The sequence below is a fragment of the Terriglobales bacterium genome (assembly GCA_035487355.1).
In the GTDB taxonomy this organism is placed as follows: Bacteria; Acidobacteriota; Terriglobia; order Terriglobales; family Acidobacteriaceae; genus QIAW01.
In genome coordinates this window covers 1-20360 of the sequence record DATHMF010000023.1, presented here as the reverse complement: position 1 = coordinate 20360, position 20360 = coordinate 1, and the positions used below count along the sequence as shown (strand labels likewise).

At 56.1% G+C, this 20360-nt stretch carries 16 protein-coding genes; 13 read left to right on the top strand and 3 right to left on the bottom strand.

All coding sequences use genetic code 11. From position 1 onward, the window contains the following. From VK738_05110 to VK738_05075, 8 genes are all read left to right on the top strand, one after another. Positions 1–945: VWA domain-containing protein (locus VK738_05110; GenBank protein HTD22009.1), on the top strand; the 945-nt coding region annotated here is incomplete at its 5' end. Between the two features lie 42 nt (positions 946–987). Beyond that, positions 988–1593, top strand: coding sequence for a hypothetical protein (locus tag VK738_05105; protein HTD22008.1), 606 nt, complete (start codon positions 988–990; stop codon positions 1591–1593). Positions 1594–1769: 176 nt separating this feature from the next. Then, positions 1770–2369 carry a YceI family protein gene (locus tag VK738_05100; GenBank protein ID HTD22007.1) on the top strand — a complete coding sequence of 200 codons (600 nt, stop codon included), beginning with the start codon at positions 1770–1772 and terminating at the stop codon, positions 2367–2369. A 115-nt stretch (positions 2370–2484) separates the two neighbouring features. Beyond that, entirely contained in the window at positions 2485–3327 is an 843-nt protein-coding gene (locus VK738_05095; protein HTD22006.1) for a biotin--[acetyl-CoA-carboxylase] ligase, read from the top strand. Beyond that, positions 3320–4153 carry a type III pantothenate kinase gene (locus VK738_05090; GenBank protein HTD22005.1) on the top strand — a complete coding sequence of 278 codons (834 nt, stop codon included), beginning with the start codon at positions 3320–3322 and terminating at the stop codon, positions 4151–4153. Before VK738_05095 ends, VK738_05090 begins: the two co-directional genes overlap by 8 nt. Before the next feature lie 8 nt (positions 4154–4161). Continuing rightward, complete coding sequence (locus VK738_05085; protein HTD22004.1) at positions 4162–4875, top strand: hypothetical protein; 714 nt, start codon at positions 4162–4164, stop codon at positions 4873–4875. Between the two features lie 349 nt (positions 4876–5224). Then, on the top strand, positions 5225–6610 hold the full coding sequence (rlmD, locus tag VK738_05080; GenBank protein HTD22003.1) for a 23S rRNA (uracil(1939)-C(5))-methyltransferase RlmD: 1386 nt from the start codon (positions 5225–5227) through the stop codon (positions 6608–6610). Next, the gene (locus tag VK738_05075; protein HTD22002.1) at positions 6607–9288 is read left to right on the top strand and encodes a ComEC/Rec2 family competence protein; all 2682 of its coding nucleotides are present in this window, start codon (positions 6607–6609) and stop codon (positions 9286–9288) included. The genes rlmD and VK738_05075 overlap by 4 nt, the downstream gene beginning before the upstream one ends. Before the next feature lie 75 nt (positions 9289–9363). Here the strand turns inward: VK738_05075 and VK738_05070 are convergent, their stop codons facing one another. Then, positions 9364–9765, bottom strand: a complete 402-nt coding sequence (locus VK738_05070; protein ID HTD22001.1) for a DUF1801 domain-containing protein — start codon at positions 9763–9765, stop codon at positions 9364–9366. 430 nt (positions 9766–10195) lie between these two features. Here VK738_05070 and VK738_05065 point away from each other — a divergent pair, with 430 nt between their 5' ends. Genes VK738_05065 through VK738_05050 form a run of 4 tightly spaced genes read left to right on the top strand, consistent with a single transcriptional unit; the run spans position 10196 to position 15619 of the window. Beyond that, positions 10196–12292 (top strand): TonB-dependent receptor, encoded by a 2097-nt coding sequence (locus VK738_05065; GenBank protein ID HTD22000.1) that lies wholly within the window; start codon positions 10196–10198, stop codon positions 12290–12292. Beyond that, positions 12292–12921, top strand: coding sequence for a YfiR family protein (locus VK738_05060; protein ID HTD21999.1), 630 nt, complete (start codon positions 12292–12294; stop codon positions 12919–12921). The genes VK738_05065 and VK738_05060 overlap by 1 nt, the downstream gene beginning before the upstream one ends. Positions 12922–12923: 2 nt before the next feature. After that, positions 12924–15257, top strand: coding sequence for a response regulator (locus VK738_05055; GenBank protein ID HTD21998.1), 2334 nt, complete (start codon positions 12924–12926; stop codon positions 15255–15257). Then, on the top strand, positions 15254–15619 hold the full coding sequence (locus VK738_05050) for a response regulator (protein HTD21997.1): 366 nt from the start codon (positions 15254–15256) through the stop codon (positions 15617–15619). The genes VK738_05055 and VK738_05050 overlap by 4 nt, the downstream gene beginning before the upstream one ends. Before the next feature lie 23 nt (positions 15620–15642). Here the strand turns inward: VK738_05050 and VK738_05045 are convergent, their stop codons facing one another. Together VK738_05045 and VK738_05040 are read right to left on the bottom strand one after the other, a co-directional pair. Continuing rightward, positions 15643–16221 carry a DUF2059 domain-containing protein gene (locus VK738_05045; GenBank protein HTD21996.1) on the bottom strand — a complete coding sequence of 193 codons (579 nt, stop codon included), beginning with the start codon at positions 16219–16221 and terminating at the stop codon, positions 15643–15645. A 31-nt stretch (positions 16222–16252) separates the two neighbouring features. Beyond that, complete coding sequence (locus tag VK738_05040) at positions 16253–19450, bottom strand: hypothetical protein (protein HTD21995.1); 3198 nt, start codon at positions 19448–19450, stop codon at positions 16253–16255. A 573-nt stretch (positions 19451–20023) separates the two neighbouring features. Here VK738_05040 and VK738_05035 point away from each other — a divergent pair. Beyond that, positions 20024–20360, top strand: a 337-nt coding sequence (locus tag VK738_05035; GenBank protein ID HTD21994.1) for a hypothetical protein, incomplete at its 3' end; no start/stop codon positions are given.

Here is a 20360-nt window from a genome sequence, read left to right as displayed (position 1 = left end):
GAGACGAGTAAGACTGCTGAAGCTATGATCGATTCTCAGGTTGCGGTTTATCCCGTGGATCCAAGAGGCGTGCCGGGGGTTCCACAGCCCTTTACCGCTCAATCGGGCGGGTCTCCTTTTTCTGCGTCGAATGGTTCGTTTGGTGGGTTCGGAGGTTTTGGAGGTGACCCTTTCGACTCCGGCTACCAACTCCGGGGGCCGGCACTGTTTCGTGACGGGCCCTATCTTCAATCGCTCTATCATCAAATGGATGATCTCGCTGCGCGCACCGGCGGCAAGGCCTATTACAGCCGCAATGATCTGGCCAAGGCGATCAGCGATGGCGTTAACGATGGCTCAACGTACTACGTGCTTGGATACTATCCCGACAACAAGTATTGGAACGGGTCCTTCCGCCGGATTGAGGTGAAAGTCAACCGTCCAGGGATCACCTTGCGGCACCGGCCCGGCTACGTTGCCCTTGATCCCGAGACCTATACCTCTAAGCCTGCTGCAATGCAGGATACCGATCTGCACCGGGCACTGAATCTGAGTACTCCGGTGGAAACCATGCTCACCATCTATGCCGCGGTGACGCCGCCTTCTCCGCAAACCCAGAATAAAGTCAGCGTGCTATATGCCATTAACGCGCAGGGTCTGGACTTCCAGCACGGAGACGACGGCCTGGAGCACGCCAGTGTTGATTGCATAGCGCAAGCCTTCACCGAGAAGGGCGAGGTGGTGAAAGCCAGCGCCAATACTTATCTGGCGTCCCTGAAGCCTGAGTGGTTCAAGTGGGTTTCCCAAAACGGGTTTCCCTGCACGCAGAGCCTTGAACTGCCCGCAGGAAGCTACCAGCTCAAGCTGCTGGCGCGCGACAACAACACCGGGGCCATCGGAACCGTGAATGCCAAAATAACTGTACCCAAGATCCCGTCGAACAATGCAGCAACAGGTAAGCCGTAAGCAGAGAGAAGATGTAAAGAAAACAAAGAAGAGGAAAAAAATATGTTCCGCGCTATTCCACCAAAGATATTCGGCCTGATCTGCATGATGGCATTGCTGTGCATCTCAGCGTTGCCTGCGGCAGCTCAAGCGGAGGACTCAACTTCGACGCCAACGCCGCCACCAACTCCGAGCATTATGGTGAAACCGGCCCCACTGCCCGTGCAAATCCAGGCGGCGAAAAGGGTGTTTATCTCCAACGCCGGCGGAGAGCTGGAGGATTGGTACGCCAAATTTTTGTTCAGTGGAGGCCCCAACCGCTTTTATGACGAGTTCTATGCCGACATGAAAGATTGGGGACACTATGAGCTGGTGTCTGCTCCCGCCGATGCGGACCTGATTTTTGAGATCCATGCCGGTGATATTTACCTGGGTGAACGCGAGGGAGTACCCAGGTTCGAACTGACAATTTATGATCCCAAGACCCGCGTGGTGCTTTGGGCATTGGCTGAGCACCTCGATCCGGCGCTGCGCAAAGGCAACCGCGATAAGAACTTCGACAAAGGAATCAACAAGCTCATGGACCAGGTAAAACAACTGGCAGGGCCGGCTGCAACAGCGCTGACATCGCAATCTAAGCAGCCTTCCCCAGAGCCGTCTACGCCGTGATATCAGATCGACGAAGCTCTCCCCTGCGCTCCCCGCAGGCAGTAATAGTTGTAAGCCTGCGGGGAGCATTTTTGTGAAACTTTCATGCCCCTGAGCTAAAATGCTTTGCAACCGAAGCAGCCCTGCAGCGTCTAAAATGTCTGTCTGGCCAATTTCAAGAACATAAGGATAAATCCATGAACATACGGAAATCTGCGCTGGTTTTGACGGCAGCACTGTTGCTCTCCACCTTGGCGTTTGCCGCCGATGAATACAAGATTGATAAAGTCCACAGCACAGTCGGCTTTTCGGTAAAGCATCTGGTCATCAGCTCCGTACCCGGCCGCTTCACCGATTTTGACGGTACCATCGTCTACGATGACAAGGATGTGACCAAGTCTTCGGTCAAGGTCACCATTCAGGCGGTCAGCATCAACACCGATAACAGCCACCGTGATGACGACCTGCGCGGTCCCAACTTCCTCGATACCGCCAAGTACCCCACCATCACCTTTGAGAGCAAGCAGGTCAAGAAAACGCCCAACGGCTTGGTCGCCGTAGGAACGTTGACCATCAAAGATGTTTCTAAAGAGATCGAATTGCCTTTTACCATTAACGGAAAAGTTCGCCTGGGCAATTCAGAGCACTTGGGCGCTGAAGCCAGTATTCAGATCAACCGCCAGGATTACCACCTCACGTTTAACAAGATGATCGAAGCCGGACCCATGGTGGGCGATGATGTGAAGATCACCCTCATCGTGGAAGCGGTGAGACCGTTGGCGCCGACGGCGAAATAAAGCCGGCAACCGCCGCGCGGATAACTCTGGTTTCTCTGTGCCCGTGGTGGAATTGTCTTTGATGGGGGCTCTCTCGCATTGTGCTACATCTTCCGGCTTCATTTATGCTGTTGTAGTGGCAGTTTTTAATCGCGAATGCGCTGCGATGGATGCGGCCCTGGGAAGACTGCTGGAAGGCACCATCTTCACCGGGCGCGTATACCGCTTTCGCTCGATTGATTCCACCAACTCCGCGTTGCTGGCCGATGCAGCGTTAAAAGATGCTGCCGGCGCGAACTTGCCGGAAGGCACAATCTACCTCGCCGACGAGCAAACCGCCGGGCGCGGACGCGGCGGGCACATCTGGCATTCGGCTCCTGGAGTCGGACTTTATCTTTCCGCGTTGCTGCGCCCCAATCTGCCGCCGGATGAAGTGCTGGGCATCACGTTGGCAGCGGGCATCGCTGCTGCCGAGGCCATATCCCAGGTTGCAGGAGTGAATTGCGATGTGCGCTGGCCCAATGATTTGCTGGTCCGGGAGAAAGCACAGGCAAAGAGTGCTCCGGCGAAAAAAGCCGGAGGCATTTTGACCGAGATGAACTCCAGCAATGGCGGCGCCATCGTAGTGGGATTTGGCATCAATGTCAACCACACCAGTCTTCCGCCGCAATTGCAGGAAAGCGCGAGCTCACTCTTCCTGGCCAGGGGAACGCGCATAGATGCGGCCGGGCTGACCGTAGCTCTGCTACAATTTTTTGACCGCGAGTATCGCCAATTGGCACAAGAGGGGCTGCGAGCTTTGTTGCCGCGCTTTGAGCAGCATTCTTCGTATGTGCGTGGAAAGCATGTCGTTGTCGGCGAAGCCGGCGGTTACGAAGGCATCACCGACGGCCTGGATGAGCGCGGCTTTCTGTGCGTGAAAACCGCGGAGGGAATTAGAACTGTGCTCTCGGGAAGCGTGAGAGCTGTGAGTGGCTAAGATCACCATGCTTTTAGTTCTTGATGTAGGCAATTCCAACACGGTCCTGGGAGTGTATGAGCGCAGCGCCACGGGCGGCAAGCACGATACCCTGCGCGCGCACTGGCGCGTGACCACGGTACGCACCCAGACTGTAGACGAATACGGCGTGCTCTTCCGCAACCTGTTTGCCATGGAAAAGATAGAGGTCGCAGCCGTGCACGGCATCATCATTTCTTCCGTTGTGCCGCCGCTCGACTCCACCTTACGCCAGGTGTGTGAAAAATACTTCAACAGCACTCCTCTGTTTGTTGAGCCGGGTGTCAAAACGGGAATGCCGGTGCGCTACGAGAATCCCGCCGAGGTCGGCGCCGATCGCATCGTGAACGGCGTGGCCGCCTTTGAGAAATACGGTGGTCCCTGCGTCGTAGTGGATTTTGGCACAGCTACGACCTTCGATGTAGTCTCGGCGAAAGGCGAGTACATGGGCGGAGTAATTACGCCAGGAATCGGGATCTCGGCGGAGGCATTGTTCCAGCGCACAGCGCGCTTGCAGCGCGTGGATATCCGCAAGCCCGAGCAGGTGATCGGCACCACCACGGTGGGTAGCATGCAGTCCGGGTTGTTTTACGGATACCTGGGATTGGTGGATGGCATCCTCGAGCGCCTGGTGGCCGAACTGGGCGCGAGCACGAAGATCGTAGCCACCGGAGGCTTGGCGGCACTGATCGGCTCCAGCTCCAAGTACATCAGCGCCGTGGATGACCTGCTGACCCTGGAAGGCCTGCGTATCATCTATGAACGCAACGCCCAGGCACAAGCCAAGCCCAGAAAAAATTCCTCCTGACTCACACCGTGGAAAATTATTTCAACTACTTCACGGAAATCGAAGAGCATTTTCAGCGCCGCCGGGGAAGCATTCTGCTGCTCTCCACCCTGGATTGGGCGCTGATTGAAACCTGGAAAGATGCCGGCGTGCCCCTGGAAGCTGTGCTGCGCGGTATTGATGAGGCCTTTGACCGTTACGACCAGCGTCCCACCAAGACGAAGACGCGCAAGGTGAACAGTCTGGCCTACTGCGCGCAGGCTGTGCTCGCAGCCACAGAAGAGATGAAAGAGGCCGCCGTAGGCGTCGCATCTCCCGAGGAAGGGGCAGCAAGGCGAGATGACAAATTCACTCCGGCTGAGATCAGGGCATTTCTGCAGCGCAATACTGACATTTTGCGGCAGCGTGGCGCCCAGCTTCCCATTTTGGTACAACCCATAGCGGCAGAAGCCGCCGATTCCTTGCAGCAGATGACAGCTTTGCTAGAAAACGTAAGTACGAGCTTGCGATTGGAGGATTTGGAGCGAAGGCTGACCGTGCTGGAAGAAAAAATCTTTGCGGCTCTCACCGCCGCGCAATCGGAGCACGATTTATTACAAGTGCGGACCGAAGTTGACCGCGAGATGGCCCCGTATCGCGGCAAGATGAGCGGCAGCCAGATGGAGCAGTTGCGCAAGCAGTATGTCCATAAGCGTCTGCTTGAGCGGTATGAGCTGCCGCGGCTGAGCCTGTTTTATATGTAATGTTTGGTAGAGTGTGTTTCAAAACAGGTTTGTATCAGGGCACGGATTTAGAGGTTGCGGAAAAACGCATCGTGGATGAAAACATGTATCAGGGCACGAGTTTACTCGTGCCGTAAGTCGCAGAAAAATAACACTTCCTCGCTGCCGCAGGCCAGCGCTCAGCGGAGCGAAGCGCTCAAATAACGTTTTTCCGCAGCCTATTTATCCGTGCCGCAAAAGCCTTAAAATGCGGGGTTTTACCCCCTTGAGGTTGTCCTCTCGTCAGTCCGCGAGCCATTTTTGAAACAAGTTCTAGAGACGTAGCATGCTACGTCTCTATTGAGGCAGCATCGTCGTGTAATCTGTCAGCGTGCAGTTGACCATTGAAAAGCTGATTTATGGTGGCGACGGTCTAGCTCGTCTGATCGATCCGAGCGAAGCGCGCGCCGAAGAAGCGCAGACCAAACAAGCGCGCGGCAAAGCCGTTTTTGTTCCCTTTGTTCTAGCGGGCGAGCAGGTCGAGGCCCGCGCCGTGGAAGAGAAGCCGGGATTCGTACGCGCCGCTCTGGAAAAAGTTCTCGCCCCTTCGCCCGAGCGTATTGCCCCGCTCTGCCCCTACTTTCAACGCTGCGGCGGATGCCACTACCAGCACACGGAATACGCTCATCAGCTTGCCATCAAACGCGAGATTCTAAGCGAGACCCTCGAGCGCACAGCAAAAATAAAGTGGCAGGGCGAGATTCATGTACACCCTTCTCCGCCCTGGGGTTACCGTAACCGCACCCGCATGAAAGTTCAAGTCCAAATTGAAGCCGAAGCCCAAATTGAAGCCAAAGCCACCCCCTTTGCCCTCGGATACTATCGCCACAACTCCCACGAACTGCTGCCCGTGGAGAGCTGCCCCATCAGCTCGCCGCTCATCAACCGGGCCATTGCGGCAATTTGGGAGCTGGGCCGCAGCGGAGTCTTCGCAGATTGTCCTCTTTCTGAAATCGAATTCTTTGCCGATCATGGCGATGCCAAACTAATGCTGGAGTTGTACGCAACCCAGAGCAAGCCGAAAAAAGTTTGGGAAAAACTGCTGGAGAGACTGCGCTCTCGCTTGCCGGCAATAACTTCGGTTTCTGTTTTTTCAAACAAAGATGATTCAAAAAAGAAGAAAGCGGAGCCCGAGCCGCAAGAGGAATACTCCTTCCAGCCGGAGCCGTTCGTCTATGAAACCCGCCTGGCGCGCTACCAGGTGAGTCCGGGGTCATTTTTTCAGACCAACCGTTTTCTTACCGAACGTCTGCTGGAAATTGTTTGCGCCGAGGCGCGAGGCAAGCGGGCCTTGGACCTCTACGCCGGCGTGGGATTATTTTCCTCTGTCCTGGCCAAAACGTTCGAGCGGGTTGAGGCGGTTGAAGTTGCGCCGGCCTCCTTCAACGACCTGCGAAAAAATGTTCCACAGAATGTTCACGTTCATCGACTGACAACCGCCGCGTATCTCAACAGTGCGGCTGTATCCAAAAATCTGGATTTGGTTGTGGTTGATCCTCCGCGTGCAGGATTAGGAGTCGAAGTCTCGCGCAAACTTGCGGCTCTTGTTCCAGCCCGCCTCACCTACATCTCCTGTGACCCGGCCACGCTGGCCCGTGATCTTAATGTATTTTTGCAATCGGGCTACGTCTTGAAGCAGGTGCACTTGGTGGATCTGTTTCCCCAGACCTATCACATCGAAACCATCGTGCATCTTTCACGGAAGAGCCCGGCATGAGCACCCCCGCGACAGCAGTCTTTGCGGCTTCATCCTGGCAACCTGAAGCCAATGCCCGAGCCGCGCCTGAGGCTCGTCCGCAACCGGCCCCACTGCTGGGGGCGGCCTTCGCCTTTGCCGCTGGAATTGTGCTGGCCTCCAGAGTCTGGCGTCCGCCGGCGTGGTGGTGTGTTGCAGCGGCGCTCTTGCTGGGTGCATCGGCATTCTTTTACGGAAGAAGGCGTTGGCTGGCTCGCCCACTCTGTTTCCTGGCGCTGGCTTTTCTGGGCGCGCTCAATCTGCAGCTTCGCCAGATCAGCGCGTCGCATCCGGAAAATGATGAACGCTTTGCCCAGATCACCGACGGACGCGAGGTGATCGTCGAAGGCTACGCCTTGCGCGATGGAGTCAGCCGTCCCTCAGCCTTTGGCGGAGAGGCGCAGTTGGTGGATATTGCGGTGGAAAATTTGTTCGACGGCAATGTTGCACTGCCGCTGAAGTTTTCTATCCGGCTTAACATTTACTCACAAGAAAGCTACAGCGAACAGGCGGAAGATTCCACGAACCCCGGCGAAACCCAGCAGTTTCTATTTCTGTATGGCGAGCGGCTTCGCTTTCCCGTTAAGCTGCGGCAACCGCGCAACTTTGGTGATCCGGGTGCATTCGACGAGCGCGGTTATCTGGCGCAACTAGGCATCGCGGCTCTAGGTTCAGCGCGGATGGCGAAGGTCGAACGACTTCCGGGGAATTCAGGGAGTGCATGGCAGCGCCGGCTTGCTTCGGTGCGGCGGAGCCTGCTGGCCAGGATCCACACCTTGTGGAAGGGAGAAGACGGCGCGCTGCTGGCCGCTTTACTCGTAGGCGACCGCACCGAGCTCGACCGTGAGACCACGCTGAACTATCAACGCACGAGTGCATATCACATTCTGGTGGTGGCCGGGTTGAAGGTGGGAATTCTTGCCTTTGTCGTAATGTGGTTTTTACGGCGGCTGCGTCTCAATGACTGGCTGGCAACCGCGGGAACAATTCTGGCCACAGTTTTTTATTGCTTGATTACTGATGGTGGCGCGCCCGTCATCCGCGCCACCGTGATGCTGGTGCTTTATCTGATAGCGCGGCTGCTTTATCGCGAGAGTAATCCCTTGAATGCGATCGCCGCAGCGGCTTTGCTCATGCTGGTTTGGGATGCGCGCGCGCTCTTCGATCCCGGATTTCAATTGAGCTTTCTTTCCGTGCTGGCCATCGTGGGCATTGCGCTGCCGCTCTTACAGAGAACGGTAGAGCCTTACCGCCAGGCCTTGCGGCACTTTGATTCCACCGAATACGACCGCGAGCTGCCGCCGCGCATGGCCCAGTTCCGGCTCGACTTGCGCATGATTGCCCAGCGCCTTGCCCGCATTATAGGAAATAAGGTTGGCAAGTGGATGATGCTGGGCGGCTGGCGTTTGGCGATTGTAACTGCCGATGTCATGGTGATATCGGCGATCTTGCAGATCGCTTTGGCGCTTCCCATGGCAATTTACTTTCATCGTGCCATGACCCTGGGATTGCCGACCAACATGCTGGTCGTGCCGCTGCATGGAATCCTGCTGCCGGTGGCGGGTATTGCCTTGATATTGGGATACATCTGGCCCTGGCTGGCGCGCCTGCCAGCGGTGTTGACCCTGGTCTTGCTGCACTGGACGAACCACGTCGTAGAAAAGCTGGCACACCTGCAGGTCCATAACATTGCGGTCGGCGACATACGCGTGGCCGATCCCAGTTGGTGGATGTCAGCATTCGTGATTGCGACATTAATATTGGCGTTTGCCGCCGTGCAGCGGGGAAAAATCCTGACTTTATGCTCTCTACTCTTGCTGCTGGCAGGCGCAATCGCAGTTCTCATTCCATCTCGACCGCAGCTCGAGGCCCGCGTGCTCGAGATCACCGCCATTGATGTTGGCCAAGGCGATTCAATTCTCGTGGTCACTCCCGAAGGCCGCACGCTGCTGATTGATGGCGGCGGCTCGGTTGGCGCCGAGGCCCGCTTCGATACCGGTGAAGACGTAGTCTCGCCCTACTTATGGTCGCGCGGCATTACGCACCTGGATGCGGTTGCGCTCACCCACGCCCACGCCGACCACATTGGCGGCCTGCATAGCATCATGTTGAACTTTCGTCCGCGCGAGCTGTGGCTGGGTGCGGAGCCGATGATCACGCCCGTCCGGGCGCTGCTGGCGCAGGCAAAAGCGGAGAACACCACAATTGTTCATCGCGCCGAAGGCGAAGAGTTTGCTTTTGGCGGAGCAAGTTTTCACGTGCTCGCGCCTCCCAACGATTGGGTGCTGCATGAGCGCGCGGAAAACAACGACTCGCTGGTCATGAAAGTCACCTATCGGCAGACGGCAGCGCTGCTCGAAGGCGATGCCGAGAAAAAGATCGAGCATCTGCTGGCCAGTGAAGACGTCAGCGCAGGATTGTTAAAAGTAGGCCATCACGGAAGCTCGACTTCAACCCAACCCGACCTGCTGGCGGCCGTGCATCCGCAGTTTGCCGTGATTTCCGTGGGCTACAGAAGTTTGTTCGGCCATCCCAAGCCGGATGTTTTGGAGCGGCTGCAAGGTGCCCACGTGCGAACCTTCCGCACCGATACCATGGGTGCAGTCACCTTCTACTTGGATGGAAACAACATCACGGCTAGGCTGCCGATGGAACGTTAGGGTGCCGACGAATTTTAGAGCACGGGTGCAGTCAACTGTCTTGGAAGTCACGAACAGGTTCCGAGGGCAACTCGGTCAGCGCCGTTTTTTGCTTTCGTTCTGCGCGACCCGCGCCTTCACCAGTTTCTTAACAAGTGCAGTCGGCAGTGGCTTGTCCGTGGCAAAGTGGATGGTCCCTTTGGATTTGGTGAAGCCCTTAAGTTCGTCCTTGAACGCCTCGATCACGGACGCAGTAGGGAACAAACTGCAATGGTTCGAAAACGCGGCGAACCACACCAGAACTCGTTTGTGCTTAAACGCAGGGATCCCATAACTGATGGTCTCGGTAGCCTCCGGTGGCACAGCGGACCGAATCGTAGCGCGCATCTTGTTCAAGGTGCCGCGGGCAGGTTCCGGGAGGCCAGCAATGTATTCGTCAACGTTTTTCGCAGCGCCTTTCGCGGCAGAATTGCGACTGCCAGATTTCACTTTTTTCATGTGGGCAATGCTATAAGAAGCCCCAATTCAAGTCTATGCCTCAGCCCGGCGTGCAGCGTTTCGAACATGAAAAAATGCCGCAGCGTCTCAAGCCGGAATCAGGGTGATAACGAGCGGTTCATCATCGTTGTTGAGTTGGGCAGGTTTCTTTCCAAATTGCACGCAACTACTGTCTTTTCGGTTATTTACGTCCGCCCTGCTGGTGAAGTTCACGGTGTCCCCGGAGTTCTTCCGTCTAGGGTTCACGGAAAACTCAAGCACCGTTTCCGAGGTAATCCAAGAGTCCTGCAGCCACAGCTAAGGTGATTGCCTGAGAGACTTCCCAAAAAAGGAACCTGTCCCATTTCAGGACATAAATCCTTGTCTGATCGTGATACTTACTGCAAAGGCACACAACCTGCGGTTAGAATCGCATCGGGTTAACTATTGGATGCCGCCCAAAGAAAACTGGCCCCGCCGTCTTCACGCCACCGGAGCTGTCGTGTACTACGGCAGTACTGGCATGTCCCGCACCGTGGTCCTTCCAGTTTTGATATCTGCGCTCCTGCTGACGATACTGGCCAGCCAAAGTTGGGGAGGCACTCCACAGGCCGGCCAAGACAACCCAAGCCGTCTCACGCATATGAGCCTGGAGGATCTGGGAAAAATCGAGGTCACAACCACGTCGAAGGAGCCGGTGCAAGCCAGTCGAACTCCGGCAGCGATCTACGTCATTACTCAAGAGGATATCCGGCGCTCCGGGGCCACCAGCATCCCGGAAGTCCTCCGCCTGGCGCCTGGCGTTGAAGTCGCGCGGATCGACTCTAACACGTGGTCGCTTGGGGTGCGTGGATTCGGAAGTTCCCTTTCACGATCCGTACTCGTGTTGATTGACGGCCGGACCGTTTACACGCCGCTGTTTGCGGGCGTCTGGTGGAATGTGCAAGACACGCTGCTCGAAGATATCGAGCGGATTGAAGTCATCCGGGGGCCGGGCGGCACGATCTGGGGCGCAAATGCCGTCAACGCCGTCATCAACATCATCACCAAGAATGCTAAAGATACCCGGGGAACCCTGGTATCTGTGGGCGGCGGAAATATAGATCAAGGTTTCCTCAATTACCGCTACGGCGGCGGGGACGGAAAGGATTTTAACTACCGAATCTACGGCAAGGCTTTCAAGCGCGGACCGGAGTTTCACCGGGACCACAGACAATTTGATGACTGGGCCATGGGCCAGAGCGGGTTCCGGATGGATTGGGATTTACCCAACAAAGACACGTTGACGTTTCAAGGCGACATTTACGATGGTACAGCGGGAGAGCGCGCAGGGATAACAACTTATTCGCCACCGTACACAAGCATCGTAGAAAAAAACGACGAGCTCGCAGGAGGCAATTTGCTGGGCCGCTGGAAGCGCACGTTGAGCGCAGGCTCCGACCTTCAGCTCGAAACGTATTACGACCGCACCGACCGCAGACAAGCCACCTTCGGTGAGATTCGCGACACCTTCGACATTGATTTTATCCATCATTGGACGCTCGCGAAACGAAACAACCTGCTCTGGGGACTCGGAGCTCGCCTCAGTTCAGGCAATGCAACCGTGGTTGTGCCCACCACCGTGTTCATCCCGAACCACTTTACGGAAAAGCTCTACAGCGCCTTTGCCCAGGATGAAATCTCGATCATTGAAAACCGCCTGCTGCTGACCATCGGGTCCAAGTTCCTGCACAACAACTATTCAGGTTTCGACGTCGAGCCCAGCGCGCGACTTCTATGGACGCCTGTTCCCCATCACACGGTATGGGCAGCGGTCACGCGGGCGGTGCGTACACCTTCGCGCGTAGAAGACGACCTGCAGATTACCGCGTTTGCGGCGCCTAAGCCGCTGACTTTTGTGCGCCTGGTGGGCAACAGAAAATTCCGCTCGGAACAACTGCTCGGCTATGAGCTCGGATACCGCAGCCTCATTCACCCAAAGTTCTACGTAGATATCGCAAGCTTTTATAACAACTATGATCGTCTGCTTAGTGCTGAGCCAGGCTTGCCTTTCGTTGAGAGATCCCCGTCGCCACCCCATATCGTCGTCCCATTTCTTCTCCGCAACGGGCTGCTGGGTAATACCTCTGGTTTCGAGATCGCGCCCGATTGGACACCCACCAGCCATTGGCGTTTGCGAGGTTCGTATTCTTATCTGCATCTCGGCTTGAGCAGAGAGGCGGGGAGCCTGGACGCATCAACAATTCGATCAACCGACGGTTCAAGCCCACATCACATGGTGACCTTTCAATCGTCTCTGGACTTACCCCAGAACCTGGAGTTTGATCAAACCCTTCGTTATGTAAGCGCCCTGCCGGCGCTACTGGTCCCGGCCTACACAACCGCGGATGTGCAGTTCAGTTGGCACTCTACCCGGGACCTCGACTTTGCAGTGGTGGGGCAGAACCTGTTTCAGCCGCATCACGCGGAATTCGCCGGCCCGGGGGGGCTTATCGGAATCGAGCGCAGCGGGTATGTCAAGATGACTTGGCATACAGGGAAGAGATAATGAGGAGGCCCATTTGCATTGCAATTCCATTCCGACGCGCGCCACAACCCTGCATGATCGCCACTCATGCAGGCCGCCTGTTTTTATTCATGGCTTTGGTGATCGCGTCGGTACTTATCGGTACCGGAAACCTGCATTCCCAGGCGGCGACTCCAACTGAGTACGAGGTTAAGGCCGCCTACTTATACAACTTGGGAAAATTCGTTGAATGGCCCGCCAAGACTACAACCGCTCCCGATTCCTTCAGCATTTGCGTGCTTGGGCGCGATCCCTTCGGCGCGACCCTCGATACTCTCATCGCCAGTGAGACCATCAACGGCAAGAGCATAGTCGTCAAGCGACTTCCCAAGCCGCAAGACGCGGTAAGTTGTCACATCCTGTTCATCAGTTCCTCAGAGGAGAGTCACCTCAAAGAAATTCTGAGTACCCTCGACAAAGCAAATGTTTTGACGGTCAGCGACATACCGCAGTTCACCCGGCGGGGCGGCATGATCCAGTTCGTCCTGGACGCCAACCGAGTGCGTTTTGAGATTAACTTGACGAGCGCCGAGCGTGCCAACCTGACCTTGAGCTCCCAATTGCTAAAAGTCGCAATCAGCGTAAGAAGGGATTCTCATCCAGGAGCCTGATCATGCCCAGGGTACAGAACTCAATTACCAAGAAACTCACCAGGATGAACATGCTGGTGAGTGGTGCTGCCCTGCTGATCGCCTGTGCGGTGTTTGTTGCTTACGATCTGATTACCTTTCGGCAGACCATGGTGCACAACCTCTCGATTCAAGCTCAAATCGCCGGATCGAATAGCGTATCCGCCTTGTTGTTTGATGATCCGCGAGCAGCGGAGAGCACTCTGGCGGCGTTGCGTGCTGCCCCCAACGTCGTATCGGCCGGCATTTACACAAGCGACGGACGGCCTTTCGCCATGTATCAGCGCTCTGGCACAAGCGGACCCCTGGCGCTGCCTCCGGTTCCTGCCGGTCAAGCGGAGGCCCATTGGTTCAAGGACAGCCAGCTTGTGCTGGTTCGCAACATCGTGTTTGAAGGGAAGCCGGTCGGCGCCGTCTATATCCGCTCTGATTTACAGGAGATGAATCAGCGCTTAGACCGCTTCGTGGGCATTCTTGCTGTTGTTTTGGCATTGTCCCTCATTGGCGCACTTCTGGTCGCATCAATATTCCAGCGTGCCGTTGCCAAACCCATCGTACATTTGGCGGAGATAGCGCGCGTCGTTTCACGCGACAAGAATTACACGGTGCGTGCCAGTCCGACCGGCAACCGCGACGAAACCGATATCCTGATCCAGGCGTTCAATGAGATGCTGGGTCAGATTCAGGAGAACGCTGGAGCTTTACAAAAGGCCCACGACCAGTTGGAACAACGAGTGCAAGAGCGCACGGCGCAGCTAGCCGTGGCCAATAAAGAGCTAGAGCTGCAAAATCGTGAAGTGGAACGCGCCACCCAACTGAAAAGCCAGTTCCTGGCCAGCATGAGCCATGAACTGCGTACCCCATTGAACGCCATTATCGGGTTTTCTGAGCTGCTCACGCGCGAGCCGTCAATAACTGCCACCGACAAGTACAAGCGATGGCTGGGACACACCATAGACGCCGGCAAGCACCTTTTGCAGCTTGTCAATGACGTGCTGGACCTATCCAAGATCGAAGCCGGGCACATGGAGCTGCACCTGGAGAATTTTGCGGTCGAGACCGCAGTCCCGGAGGTGCTTTCAAACATCCGTCAACTGGCGATGGCCAAGAGAATCCAAGTAGATATACAAGGGACGACCGACATTAACATCTATGCCGACTACGTTCGCTTTAAGCAGATCCTTTATAACCTGCTGAGCAATGCTGTGAAGTTCACCCCCGCAGGGGGAACGATCAAGCTGGACATCACGCAGGATAATCTCTTCGCTCACGTTGTCGTGACCGATACCGGAATCGGCATTCGGCCGGAAGATCAGAAAGTCATCTTTGATGAATTTCGCCAGGTCGGTAAGACGACCAGAGGGGTCACCGAGGGTACCGGCCTGGGCTTGGCCATCACTAAGAAATTGGTAGCGCAGCAAGGCGGAACGATCGTGGTCAGCAGCGAGCTTGGCAAGGGCAGCCAGTTCTCTTTCACACTACCGCGCAGCAAGAAACTTCCTGAAACTGCGCCCAATATTCCCGCACCGGGCTTGGATTCCAGCCGCGAAAAGCCGCTGGTTCTGATTGTTGATGATGAGGCTTCAACCCACGAACTCCTGGTGAGTTATCTTGCTCCAGAGGGGTACCAGATCATCACTGCCAGCTCGGGAAGGGAGGCTCTTGACAAGGCGATTCAGCTTCTGCCCGATGCGATCACGTTGAATATGCTCATGCCAGGCAAAAGCGGTTGGGAAATCCTGCAACAGTTAAAGACCGACCCTGCGACCTCCGCGATTCCTGTCGTGATCGTTTCGATAGTGGACGACAAAGGTAGAGGGTTCGCCTTGGGAGCTTCCGAGTACCTGGTCAAGCCAGTGCAGAGAGAAGTCCTGTTAGCGGCACTGGAAAGACATCTTAGGATCAATGGGTCGCGCAAAGTTCTCGTGGTTGATGACGAAGATACCAGCCTGCAGTTGGCAAGCCAGGTATTGCAATCTGCCGGGTACATCCCGATGGTTGCACATAACGGGAGAGAAGCTTTAGAACTGCTGGCAAAGAATACAGTGGATGCGATGCTGCTCGATTTAATGATGCCGGAAATGGACGGTTTTGAAGTGCTTAGTAAAATCAAGGACGATTCCTCATTGCGAGATTTACCCGTGTTCGTCTTCACCGCTAAAGACTTGACGGCAACGGATATCGAATTTTTATTGCGGGCCACTCAAGGTTTCTACCGCAAGGGAGAGTTTTGGAAAGAAGGGCTGCTAACCCAGCTAAGACGAGTGACGCGCACTTCGGCCGGCAAACCAACGGGAAGGTCACGGGCAACGCAATGAAGAAGATAGTAATCGTCGAGGACAGTGAAGCTGGCCGGGAGCTGTTACGTGAACTCGTCCAGGGCTGGGGATATGAGGTTATCGAAGCAGCCGATGGCCAGGAAGCGCTGCAGAAAATTACGGAAACAGCGCCTGATCTGGTGCTCTGCGACGTCCAAATGCCTGAGCTGGATGGCTATGCCGTAATTCAATCGCTCCGGCAAGATGCGAGATTTACCAAGCTTCCAGTCATCGCTCTGACGGCGTATGCCATGAGGGGAGACAAAGAAAAAACCTTGGCCGCCGGATTTGACAGTCACCAGAGCAAACCTATCGAGTTTGAATCCCTGAAAGCTGATATCGAACGGCTGCTCGCGAGGTAAGTTCCGATTCCTCTGTGTTCAAGCTAGTGCTGGGCAGATTTTCCCGCCGACTCCAGTGCCGCCGCCAGATCAGGATGCTCGGCGAGAACTTCTTGCATCGAGTCGTGTCCCAGGGTCTGTCCCCATTTCCTGCCCTCGGTCTGCAGCTCTGACGTCATTTGGGGAAGCTCGGTAAGCGCTTTCTTGCCGAGAGGACTTTGGTAGAACTGGATCAAGCCTTTGATTTCTTCATGGGAAAGATGCTTGTCGTAAATCGGCACCGCCAGATCCACCAGTTCCTGCGTATCTGTTTTGGAGCGGAATTTTGCCAGGAAAAGATCAATCAACTTGTCCCGGTAGTCGCCCGCTGGAAGAGAATTGGAAAGCACAGGTCTCATACTCTCCATCATTTGGTTCATCATTTGTGCCGCGAGCGTTTTGACTCCTACGATCTCCAGAAGCCGGCGAATGTCGGCTTCTTTGGCCGGGTCGATCTTCGATTGATCATTAGCAGTGCCGGATGCCTGCGCCGCGGGCGCCGGAGCAGCGGCCTGCGACCAGAGGGTCTGTGCAGGCAATACGCCCAAGAGGAGCAACAACAATACAGCGGAAAAGGTCTTCATCAAGCCTCCTTGAACTTTGCAAAACTTGATTCTACCTTGAGGAATCAGTTTTAAGATCGAGTGTCTTGAGCTTGGCTTCACTCAATTGACGGTTCAGCGCGACGATATCCGTTGCTTTGACGGCGTCCCAGGTTTTCATCAGGGGAGTGAAGTCGCCAGCTATCTTCCGAGTCGCCGTAACCATCGCAGGAGTCGGCGCCGCATCGGCGCCGTTGACTAACCCGTACAGCGTCGCGGTATCGTCATTGATGCTGCCCAGCGCAGGCGGAGGAGCGGCGCCTGCCGGTGGCTTGTCAGGACCATCGGCAAGTTGTTGCAGCTTTGCGTCTAATTGTGAGATTGCCTCTTTAAGGTTTCCGGTGGCTTGCGCGGAAAGAGTCTTGAGCTGCGCACGCAAGGACTTCGCCTGCTGAACCGCTTCTGAACTTGCAGACAGCATCGCCGAAAGCTCGGTCGCCAGTTGAAACTGCTGCTGGAGTTCTTCTGTTGAGACTTTGACTCGCGGGTCCATCTTGACCGTCAAAAGCGAAGTCATGCTCTTGCCATCCACCGTGAGCCGGACCGAGTATTCTCCCGGAACAACGGTCGGCCCCAGCGGAAATCGCGGAGTGTTATGCGGGGTCGCTGAGATCGGATATTCATGCTCGGTCGCAAGTGGCGGAGCGTAATTCAAATCCCAGACCCAGCGATGCATTCCTTCCGCACTCGATAGAGAAACGTGTGGCCGCAGCCAATATGCCGGGATCATCTCTTTTTCCACCTCCGCCGCAGTTCGTTCCGGAGCGTCGTCGCTGGAGTAGAGCCTTACAAGCTTTCCGCCGGCATCGAGGACCTCAAGCTGCACCGGCCCTGAGGCCGGCTTCGCCAGGTAATAATCAATCACCGCGCCGGTTGGCGGATTTTCGCCCATGGGTTCATCCGGTGGGAGCGGCGTATCGGTATTGGTATTTCTTTGCACCCGAATCGCGGGCGCGGGTTGAAAGAGACGCACGGCTGGCGAAGCGGCGTCGTTCATTTGCCGCAGCGACGCGATGTTGTCCAACACCCAGAAGGAGCGGCCGTGTGTAGCCACGATCAGGTCATTCTCATGGATCCACAGGTCGCGCATCGCGGTGTGAGGCAAATTCAGTTGTAACGCCTGCCAATGGTCGCCGTCGTCGAATGAGACCCAAACACTAGTTTCGGTTCCGGCAAATAACAATCCTTTGCGCACCGGGTCTTCCCGTACGGTGTCAACCGGAGCATTTTCCGGCAGTCCGGCCGTGATCAGTTGCCAGTTCCCGCCACTGTCGTGCGTCCGGTAAATATAAGGATGAAGATCGTCAATCCTGAAGCGGCTGACGGAAACATAGGCGGTTACATCATCGAAATGCGATGCCGAAATCTGTGTGACCTTGCTCCACGGGACCAGGTCCTTGGGAGTGATGTCGTGCCAGTTTTTCCCGCCATCACGCGTCAACCAGAGGAGCCCGTCGTCGGTTCCGGCCCAGATCGTGTCGAGCGTTTTGAAAGACGGAGCCAGCGAATAGATCGCGCCTCGCTTTTTTGCCGCATCGGGGTCTTTTGCAGTGAGCGCCCCCAGGCTGGCCGGAACTCCTGGTGCCTCTCGGCTGAGATCTGGACTGATCGTCTGCCAATTTGTGCCACCGTCGGTTGTTTTGAAGAGAAAATTGGCAGCGTAATACAGCACGTGAGGATCTACGGGAGAGAACGTGATCGGTTCCGTCCGCTCCACACGATATAGCTTTCCCCGAATAGGAATAGGAGTGACGTTCTGCACGTCGCCCGTGCTCCAGGACATTTTAGAGACCTGATTCCTGCCGGCTCCATAAATGATGTCTGGGTTCAACGGATCGGGAGCTGCATATCCGTACTCGATCACGCCCGCGGGATGCCAATCGCGGAAGGTGATGGCCCCATCATTACCGCGGCTGGAAATGCAGACGGATCCGCTCTCCTGCTGGCCGCCGCAAATGCGGTAGGGGTAAGTCTCCGTCACCGCCACGTGGTACATCTGCCCCGTGGGTTGGTTGTACCAGGAGCTCCAGGTTTCTCCGCCATTCACGGTTATGATGGCGCCTTGATCGCTCACCAGCAAAATGATTCTGGGGTCATTGGGATTGATCCAGAGATTCTGATAATCATCTCCGCCGGGCGCTCCGCGAATGCTCGTCCATGTCTTGCCGCCATCGTTCGAACGCACGGTCACGATGCTGGTGCTGTAGACGACATCCGGGTTCTTCGGATCCACCTTGACCATCGGCAGATCGCCGCCGCCGATCTTCATCGCCGGGCGCTCATCTTCGGTTGCGTTGTGCCAGGTTTCTCCGCCGTCATCGGAGCGGTAAAACCCAAGCCCTTTGCCCGAGCCATATGTGCTCTTCTGGGTTGTAGAAAAAGCAGCGTACAGACGATTGGGCTGGCTTGCAGCAATGGCAATATGAACCTGCACGAGGTCGTTGGGCAAGCCACTGGTCAATTGACGCCAGGTACTGCCTCCGTCCGTTGATTTGAACAGACCGCCGCTGGGGCCGCTGTAATCGTTGTTGTCCTCCCAAGGTCCCTGGCGCCCCTGCCAGAGTGACGCGTAGACGATCTGCGGATTCACCGGATCAATCTGCACATCGGCGCCGCCGGTGTTTTCATCCTTATAGAGCACCTTCTTCCAGGACGCGCCGCCATCTTCAGAAAGAAAGATTCCGCGCTCGGTACTCGCGCCGTAGGGATGCCCTAGCACCGCCGCAAACAGCCGGTTGGGGTTTCGCGGATCAACCGCCAGCGCCGGGATTTGTTGCCCGTCGCGAAGACCAAGGTGGGTCCAGGTCTTGCCCGCGTCCGCTGATCGGTAGATCCCGTCGCCGACGGAAAGATCAGGCCGCTGCAGGCCCTCTCCGCTGCCTACGTAGACGATATTTGGGTCTGAGGGAGCGACGGCGATGTCTCCGATGGATTGCGTCGGCTCCGCGTCAAAGATCGGCGTCCACGTGCGCCCGTAGTCATTCGATTTCCAAACCCCGCCGTTGACTGCGCCAATGTAGAACACATTGGGCTGGGTAGGCACGCCCGCAGCGGCCCGCGTGCGTCCGCCACGAAAAGGGCCGACCATCCGCCAGCGCATCTCGCGGAACATTTTTTCCGAATATTGCTGGGCATGTGCCGATGCCGCCCACAGGGCGACGGCAGCAACGAGGAAGGCAAGCTTTGACGAAAAACCAGACAGTCGGATCATGTATCAGTCTCTAAGACGGCTATAGATGCAAAAGGATATATTATCCGAGGCCAAGAGGCCCTCGCCGGGCACATCCCGGACACTTTCTGGTCTGTACCGTACCGCGGATGGCACCCACTTGCTAGCAAGTGTTTTTGAGCCCCAAAACCGCGTCTGACCCGCGTCATTGCTGGCGAAAAGCGATCTGCGGTTGGGGACTTGCTGGTGGTACCCCAGTCATCTGTTCTCAGAAGGCCGAAGCGCACAAATTTTCAAAGAGCTTTTTTCTAAGGGCTCCGCAGCCAAACCCAGGCTGCTATGCCCTCGCGCTACGCTCGCGCAATCCGGCGCTCGCTTCGCGCTCACCTGGGGCTATAAAAGCCCCCGCATTCTCAAATGCTGTTAAACACACTTCTATGCCCATGATGGCCGGTAGTTTCCAAGGAAGCAAGGTTTTGATATCAGATTGGTGCCAGTCAAACAGTCAGACGCGGTTTTTGATGGCTGCTTCTCCTTGGAGCCTGGAACTGAGGGCTTGGAGCTATGCGACATTTGCTTTGTTTCTGGAACGGCGGACGAATAGAATCCATAGCCATGCGGAATCGCCTGTTGCTTTGCATGTTGGTGGGCCTGGCACTTCTGACCGGCTGTCCATCGCGCCATCCGGCCAACGTGAAGCCTGTCTCTCTGGGGATTTTCGAGGTCGTTGACTGCAAAACCAGCGGCACGGCGCCAATGAGCCTCAAAGGGGGTAGTGAGAAATACTGTCTGGCGGCTAAGCCGGTAGTTGATGAAACAGATATTAGGTCCGCCGAAGCCAGCCGGGACGAATCTGGCCAGCCCCGACTGCTACTGTTTTTCAACAGTAAAGCCGGGCAACGCATGAGAGAGCTCACCGAGCGCATGCAAGCAGAACAGCTCCGGAGCAATA